The sequence below is a fragment of the uncultured Anaerococcus sp. genome, from assembly GCF_963510575.1.
Classification (GTDB): Bacteria; Bacillota; Clostridia; order Tissierellales; family Peptoniphilaceae; genus Anaerococcus.
On sequence record NZ_CAUPFR010000077.1, the window covers coordinates 1 to 7,987 of the forward strand.

Annotated in this window: 8 protein-coding genes; 1 reads left to right on the forward strand and 7 read right to left on the reverse strand. The window is 36.3% G+C overall.

The genetic code is table 11. The features are described 5' to 3' along the window. From RQ907_RS06360 to RQ907_RS06390, 7 genes are all read right to left on the reverse strand, one after another. On the reverse strand, window positions 1-1,131 hold a 1,131-nt coding region (locus RQ907_RS06360; protein WP_311492542.1), incomplete at its 3' end, for an NAD(P)/FAD-dependent oxidoreductase. 122 nt (window positions 1,132-1,253) lie between these two features. Continuing rightward, window positions 1,254-2,759 carry a glycerol kinase GlpK gene (gene glpK, locus RQ907_RS06365; protein WP_311492543.1) on the reverse strand — a complete coding sequence of 502 codons (1,506 nt, stop codon included), beginning with the start codon at window positions 2,757-2,759 and terminating at the stop codon, window positions 1,254-1,256. A gap of 9 nt (window positions 2,760-2,768) precedes the next feature. Then, window positions 2,769-3,341 (reverse strand): glycerol-3-phosphate responsive antiterminator, encoded by a 573-nt coding sequence (locus RQ907_RS06370; RefSeq protein ID WP_311492544.1) that lies wholly within the window; start codon window positions 3,339-3,341, stop codon window positions 2,769-2,771. A 126-nt stretch (window positions 3,342-3,467) separates the two neighbouring features. Further along, window positions 3,468-4,163, reverse strand: a complete 696-nt coding sequence (locus RQ907_RS06375; protein ID WP_311492545.1) for a 16S rRNA pseudouridine(516) synthase — start codon at window positions 4,161-4,163, stop codon at window positions 3,468-3,470. Further along, a complete protein-coding gene (locus RQ907_RS06380; protein ID WP_311492546.1) occupies window positions 4,160-4,486 on the reverse strand; it encodes a PadR family transcriptional regulator in 327 nt (108 codons plus the stop codon). The genes RQ907_RS06375 and RQ907_RS06380 overlap by 4 nt, the downstream gene beginning before the upstream one ends. 40 nt (window positions 4,487-4,526) lie before the next feature. After that, a complete protein-coding gene (locus RQ907_RS06385; protein ID WP_311492547.1) occupies window positions 4,527-7,088 on the reverse strand; it encodes an ATP-dependent DNA helicase in 2,562 nt (853 codons plus the stop codon). Beyond that, a complete protein-coding gene (locus RQ907_RS06390; RefSeq protein WP_311492548.1) occupies window positions 7,085-7,585 on the reverse strand; it encodes a GNAT family N-acetyltransferase in 501 nt (166 codons plus the stop codon). The genes RQ907_RS06385 and RQ907_RS06390 overlap by 4 nt, the downstream gene beginning before the upstream one ends. Before the next feature lie 99 nt (window positions 7,586-7,684). Here RQ907_RS06390 and RQ907_RS06395 point away from each other — a divergent pair. After that, the coding region (locus RQ907_RS06395; RefSeq protein ID WP_311492549.1) for an FAD-dependent oxidoreductase at window positions 7,685-7,987 on the forward strand (303 nt) is incomplete at its 3' end.

Below are 7,987 nucleotides of genomic sequence, written 5' to 3' on the forward strand. Positions count from 1 at the left end.
CATTTCACTTGTTTTTGGAATTGGATGTCTGTCGTAGGTAAAATCTTCATTTTCTGCAAAGCCGTATTTGTTAGCCACAAGCTCTGCCATATATTTTCCAATGGCTGGAGATGAAGTGAGTCCTGGAGATTCTATACCAACACAATCAAAGAAGCCATCCTTGCTTTCTTCGAGTATAAAGTCACCCCCAACTTCGTGGGCCCTGTTTCCAGAAAAAGATGTAATTACCATCCTAACTGGCACATTTTTTACAGTGTGGTTTGATTTTTCTATAACTTCTTCAAGCCTTTCCCTAGTTGACCTTCTATCGTTTTTATCGTCAACAAAATCTGAAGTAGGGCCTACAAGGGTGTTGTTGTCAATGGTTGGACTTACAAGGATTCCCTTGCCCTTATCAGATGGGAGATTAAACATAACGTGGTTGACAAAACCTGCTGTTTCCTTATCTAGGAGCAAATATTCCCCACGTCTGGCCTTGATTTCGTATTTTTTATCTGAAATTTGGTTATGGAGTTCATCTGAATATACGCCTGCACAGTTAATTACAGTCTTAGTTTCAAAATCTCCATCATTTGTATGTAAGATCCAGTGGTCATCTTTTTTCTCAATCTTTTCCACCTTGGTATTAAATTTATAATCCACACCATTTATATTTGAAACTTCTGCATAAGCAATAGTCATCAAAAATGGATCTAAAATGCCTGCTTCCGAACAATATAAGGACGCAACCACATCATCGGTGATATTTTTTTCTAGGGCTAGGGTCTCTTCCCTATTTAAAATCTTCATGCCAGTAACCCCGTTGGCTATGCCGTAATCATATAGTTTTTGAAGGTTTGGCAAGTCTTTTTCATCGTGGCATAAAACTAGGGTGCCGATTTTTTTATATGGAAAGGCAAACAATTTGCTTTCCTCGTCCATCATGTGGTTGCCCTCTACATTGAATTTTGCCTTTAGGCTTCCAGGCTCTGCATCATAGCCACCATGGCAGATGCCAGAATTCGCCTTACTTGTTTCTGTACAAACGTCTTCGTTTTTTTCAAGTAATAAAAATTTCCCTTTTTTCTTTGATAGGTGAGCCGCTACTGAAGCTCCTATAACGCCCCCACCAATTATTATTACATCAAACATCTTTGCTCCTTTTGTAAATTTCATACAAAAAAGCGAGCAAAAGGAAGGTCCACTTTGCTCGCTCTACTCTCATTTATTTACTTATCCTAATTATACCATGATATCGTTTTTTGTTCAAACGATTATTCTTCGTAATGTTTTGCCCAATCAAAGGACCTGGCTATAGCTCTTTGCCAATTCCTATCTTTTTTATCCCTTTCTTCTCTAGAAATAGATGGGTCAAAGGACCTATCTACAAGCCTATAGGCTTTTATTTCATCTATATTTTTATAATAACCTGTTGCAAGACCAGCTAGGTATGAGGCACCTAGGGCTGTAGTTTCCAATGTTTTTGGTCTTTCAACCTTTGATTGGATCATGTCAGCTTGAAATTGCATCAAAAAGTTATTTGCACTTGCGCCCCCATCTACCTTTAGTTCGTGAAGTGGATGACCAGCATCTCTTTCCATTGATGCCAAGACATCATTTGTTAGGTAGGCTAGAGATTCAAGGGTAGCCCTTACTATGTGATATTTATTTGTACCACGGGTTAGGCCAACGATAGAGCCCCTGGCATAGGGATCCCAATATGGAGCGCCCAGACCTGTGAAGGCTGGAACTACATAACACCCATTCGTATCGCTAACCTTTGTCGCCATATATTCTGTATCATCAGCAGCATCAACTATCCTTAACTGGTCTCTTAACCATTGGATAGCAGAACCTGCTACAAAGATAGAACCTTCAAGAGCATAGGCTACCTTTCCTTCTTCAAGTCCCCAAGCTATGGTAGTTACTAGGCCATTTTCAGATTTAACTGCTTCTGTTCCTGTATTCATTAATAAAAATGCACCTGTACCGTAGGTATTTTTGGCATCTCCCTTTTCAAAACAAGTTTGACCAAAAAGTGCTGCCTGTTGGTCACCAGCTATGCCTGCAATCTTTATTTCCCCATCAAAATAGCCTGGGAAGGTTGTGCCATAAACACAAGATGAAGGTTTAACCTCTGGAAGCATACACTTTGGGATATTGAGCATGCTAAGGAGTTCATCATCCCATTCTAGGGTATGGATATTAAAAATCATTGTTCTTGAAGCATTTGAATAGTCTGTTACGTGGACCTTGCCACGGGTCAAATTATAAACCAGCCAAGTATCAACTGTACCAAATAAAAGTTCTCCATTTTCGGCCCTCTCTTGACCATTTTCTATATTATCAAGAATCCACCTAATCTTTGTAGCAGAAAAATATGGGTCTACAACAAGGCCAGTTTTGTTTTGAATTATAGCCCTATAGCCATCTGCAACTAATTTATCTGCCATATCAGCAGTTCTCCTACACTGCCAAACAATGGCATTATAAACTGGTTTTCCGGTATCCTTTTCCCAAACAATGGTAGTTTCTCTTTGGTTAGTAATACCTATAGCTTCGATATCCTTTGCGTCGATACCAAGTTTTGCCATAGCTTCGGTGCAGACTCCTAATTGAGTTGACCAGATTTCTGTAGCGTCATGCTCAACCCAACCTGGATGTGGAAAAATCTGGGTAAATTCTTTTTGGGCAAGAGACATGATTTCGCCTTTTTTGTTAAAAATTATCGCTCTATTGCTTGTAGTTCCGGCATCTAGTGCCATTATGTATTTAGTCATAATCAGTCCTCACATTTTCCATATTTTTGTATTCGATGATGAAACCCCGATAGCCCCAGCACTTATGGCTGCCATTGCATCTGCCTTATCCCTTATAAGTCCTCCCGCTATCAAGGGAACCTGGCTCCAATTCGTAATTTCCTCGATAATTTGAGGCATAATTCCAGGCAAGACTTCAATTAGGTCAGCACTTGTGTTTTTTATTGTTTCCTTGACACTCTCATAGGAGAGACTATCTAAAAGAAAAAACCTGAAAACCGTGTTTAGACCTATTTTCCTTGCCTCATAGGCATTTTGTGCCCTAAGGGTTATTATCCCATCAGCGTCAGTGTATTTTTTTATAAAACTAGGTGAAAAGCGAGAAGATGATAAGCCTTCAATTAGGTTTTCGTGAACAAAGACAATTTTATTCTTGTTTTTTAATTTTTTTACAATTGATGGAATCGTTTCGATATTTCCGAAAAGAACAAAAACCACCCTGTTTTCTGAATATTCTTCTTTCAGGCATTCTCTCAAGTCTTTTCCGTCCTTGATTGCCATAATTACTGGATTTTCATATAATAATTCTCTAATATTTAGCATATCTTCCCCTAAAAGCATAAGACGAGCCTAAAATCCCATCAAGCTCGTCTCCTTCATTATTATCACGTAATACCATGTTATCATACTATCAAATATTTTACAAGTATTTTCATAAAAATATTTAATTTAACTAAAAAGTTCAAGTTCTGCTTCAGTAAGTTCCCTATAGTCGCCTTCATTTAAGTATGGGTCTAATTTCAAATCTCCAATGGCAGTCCTTTTTAAGGCCACAACCTCATTTCCGAGATTAGAAAATAACCTCTTTACCAAGTGGTATTTGCCTTCTGTGACCTTAACTATAGCTTCCTTTTCGCCTGTAATTGTAAGCTCTGCGGGTCTTGCTGTGTAGTCATCTTCTTTTATATAGACTCCCTTTTTGAATTCTTCTACCAAATTTTTATCAATTGGGTCTTTAGTTTTTACCTCATAAGTTTTTGTGATGTGTGAATTTGGGCTGGTTATCTTGTGGATAAATTTTCCGTCTGTTGACAAAATGATTAGGCCTGTTGTATCCTTGTCAAGCCTGCCTGCGATTGATAAATCATAAGATAGGTAAAAATCATCTAGCAAATCAAGAACAGTTTGATCTTCATCTTGGGTAGCAGATAGGACGCCAGCTGGCTTATTTAAGATTAAATAAAGATTTTCTATATATTCTACAAAGTGGCCCATGTAGAATACCTCATCAACTAAGGGATCAACCTTAACTGAAGAATCTTTTACGATTTCCCCATTTATCACAAGTGCCCCTTTTTTGCCATTTCTTTTTATATTTTTCCTGGTATCTAGACCAGTATTTCCAATCATCTTATCTACTCTCATTTATTTCCCTTTTCTAAAACCTTGTCCATGGCAGCTTTTAGGCTATCATAAGACTGGTAAAAATCTTTCAAATAGTCCCTACCCTGGTCAGTTATATAATAATATTTTCTCTTAGGTCCCTTAGTCGATTCCTTGAAAGTGCCTAAAATCAAACCTTTTTTGATTAGCCTGGTTAGGATAGGATAAACAGTGCCTTCTGTCATATTGTAAAAACCGTTTAGCTTGAGTTCTTCTATGATTTCGTAGCCGTAGGTTTCCTTATTTTTTATTATGTGGAGGATTATTCCGTCAATAAGCCCCTTTAGCATTTGTGTATCAATCATAAGACCTCCTGTCTATATTGTATTACATAGTAGATATCTTTCAATTTCTCTTACAAAAATATTTCATCTGACAATATTTACAAGACTCTAGTTTGTCAGTTCGCCTATAGCCTATGTCCCTATCGATCATCCTAGCGATTTTGTCAATTTCATTTATATCAAAGTCTGTTGGGTCAATTTCTATTAGCCTATCTTCTTCTATAAAATACAAGTACATCTTATTTAAGGGATGATGATTGCCTAAAATCAGCCATCTGTAGGTCATAAGTTGGCCCTTGTAGGCATCAAGCATGTCCTCATTAAATTTGCCAGTTTTTATATCTAAGATAGACCCATCAGCAAGACTTATATCGACCTTACCTTGAAGGATGTAAAAGCTTCTATCTAGCTTGTAGTTTGTTTCAACACCCGTAATTTCAAAGTCTCTCTTAATAAAATTTTCTATCGGATTTTTGTAAGCAGGATTTTTTTCTAGGAAATCTATAAGATTTTCCCTATCATTTGGCATGAGGCTATAATATTCGGCAAGCTTGTGGGTGTTTGTACCAAAAGATAAGGCCCTTGTCTTTAGCTCCCTAAAATCTAATTTTCTAACAAACCTATATTTCAAAGAGCAGGTCTTAAAAACTTCTATGTCTGTGGTGTAAGCGAGGACTTTCTTCTCCTTTTTTTCTTCAGCTCTTTCGAAAGCAAGGCTCTTTAGGAGAGATGTCCTTGGGAAGGATTCTGAAAACTCATTTAACTTGTAATCTTCACTATTGTCCAAGAGGACCAAGAGGTTTTTGGCCCTGGTAAAGCCGGTGTAATACTTCCTATAAAAATCTTTTACATAGGAAAAATCATTTGGGTCATATTTTTCTAAAAATCCTGGTTTAGCTGGTTTTGGGGAATCGTATAAACCTGAAATAAAGACAACTTCAAACTCAAGGCCTTTTGCTTGATGAATGGTCATAAAATTTACCGCATCCCTATGGCTATCAATATTTGCATATTCTTCTATAGACCTTGAAATAAAGAGGTATTCCAGATAAGAAGATATAAATTCCTTATAATGGTCCAAAAGATTCTCATTTTTAAAAATTTCATCAAAATCTTTGGCAAGATTTATCATTGTGGAAATGTTGCCCAAAACCCTGGCACCATCTAGGTCTTCCTCATCCATTATGAGAAATTTCCTAAAATATTCAAGGCCCATTGCCTTATAGATTAAATTTGTAATTGGAATAATATTTTCTTTTTCATTAGCTATAAAGCTTTGAATTTCCTTATCTTCCTTGAATTTTTCATCCTTTGCCAGATAAAATAGGTAATTTTCATATCTGGCCTTAGCCTTGGCAACAGACCCATAAATTGAAGATGGGTCTTCATAAGAAGTCTTAATTTCAGCAAGCTTCATAATTAAGTAAATAAGGCCTCTAATCTCATCTCGCCTAAAAAATTCGGAAGATTTTTTATTCAAAACCCTAATCCCAGCCTTTTCAAAATAGGCTTGGAGTTTTGAAACATAGGCGTGGTTTAGAGATGGAAATAAAAAGGCAATCTGGCCTAGATTTATATCTTGTTTTAAAATCCTGATAATTGTTACAAGGTTTTTTAATTCATTTGCCCTGGCTCTTACGATTGTGTTTGGATTTTTTTCCTTATCGATAGACCTCAAAGTCTTTTTGTTTTCTCTGCCATAATCTTTGTTATCAAGCCATTTTAGGGATTTTTCTATGATTTCTTGGTTGGACCTATAATTTATATCCAGCCTGTAGGTATAGGCCTTATGACCCTTCTTTTTGAAAAAATTATCAGAAAACTCGGTAAGGTTTCTAGGATCTGCCCCCCTAAAGGAATATAAGGACTGGTCGTCATCGCCAAAGACCATGATTTCCTTATCCCTTACAAGGTTAAAAGCAATTTCCTGCTGGATATAATTTGTATCTTGGTATTCGTCAACAATTACAAAATCAATGTTCTTTCGGATTTCCTCGCCTCTTACAGGGGCTTTTAGAAGCAAGTAAAAATCCCTCAGAATCATCTGAAAATTAATAAGATTATTGTCTTTTAGGAGCCTTTCGTGGGTTTTAAAAATTTTTCCAGCGAAAACTTCCCTGGGATTTTCAGACTTCAGAAGCCTTTCAACATCCATTAGCTTGTTGGTAATTTCTTCGTAAATTCCCTTTATAGCCCTAGCATGGTTGTAGGTGATGAATTTTTCGTAATTTTCTATATTTTTATAAATACTCAAATTTTTTTCTATCAAATAGCCCTCAAGAACCTGATCAATGACCTTAGCATCCAAAAAAGGTCTATCAAGCGATGGGTATTTTTCGAGAAAATCAAGGGCAAGAGAGTGGAAATTTCCAATCATCATGTCCTTAAGTTCGGTCTTTATACCTTCAGTTTTAAATTCGGAAATAATCCTAGTTTGAAGTTCCTGGGCAGCTTTTTTGGTAAAAGTTGTAAGCAAGATCCTATTAGGGTTTATCCCCTCGTTTTTAATAAGAGATATAACTTTTTTTACAATTGTATAGGTCTTGCCCGTTCCAGGTCCTGCAATAACAGCAGCTGGCGTCTTTGCCTTATCAACAATTATCCTTTGACTTTCATTTATCATAATAATCTCTCATAACAAATCCTAGGCTTTTTTCTTCCTTCTTCGTCAATAAAAATTTCGCCGATTGTCCTAAAACCCAGCTTATTGATTAGTCCCCGCATCTTAAAATTATCCTCGTGGGTATCAATCCTTAGGGCATCAAAAGAATTTTTTTCGGCATGCCTTATAATGTCAATAAAAAATTTTGTAGCTATTCCTCTCTGTTTAGCCCTGGCATTTACGGCAAAGGTATGGATGGTAAGGGGGCTTTTCCCTTCAAAATCATATTCCCAGTCCTTGTAGGCTTTTTCCTTCTCATCTGATAAAAAACAATAGGCCATGATTTCTCCAGCATTTTCAAAAACAAAAGCCTTACCAGTTTCAATTTGACCTTGCAAAAATTTTTCATTCATCGAATCAATTTGCCACTGGTCAACCCCATCTTTTTTCAAAGATTTTTTAGCATTTTCTATTATCTTTACTATTTTTTTAATATCTCTAATTCCTGCTTTTCTCATATATCCATTATACCTTAATAAAGAAAGGGAGCTTTAGGATTGTTATGAACATTTCAAAGTGATATAATATTTATAAGTAACAGACAGAAAGGATAAAAAATGTACGATTATTTAATAATAGGCAATGGAATTTGTGGACTATCAGCGGCTGAAGAAATCAGAAAAAACGATGAAAATGGCTCAATTTTAATTATTACTGATGAGAAAGGCCATACCTACTGGAGGACTCGTCTTTCAGAATTAATTGCAAAAGACTACACAGACGAGGAAATCCTTGTAAAAAAAGAAACTTGGTATGGGGAAAGAAATATTCAAGTTAAACTAAATACCTACGCAGAAAAAATTGACAAGGAAAACAAAAAAGTAATCACCAAAGATGGCGAAGAATATGAATACGGCAAG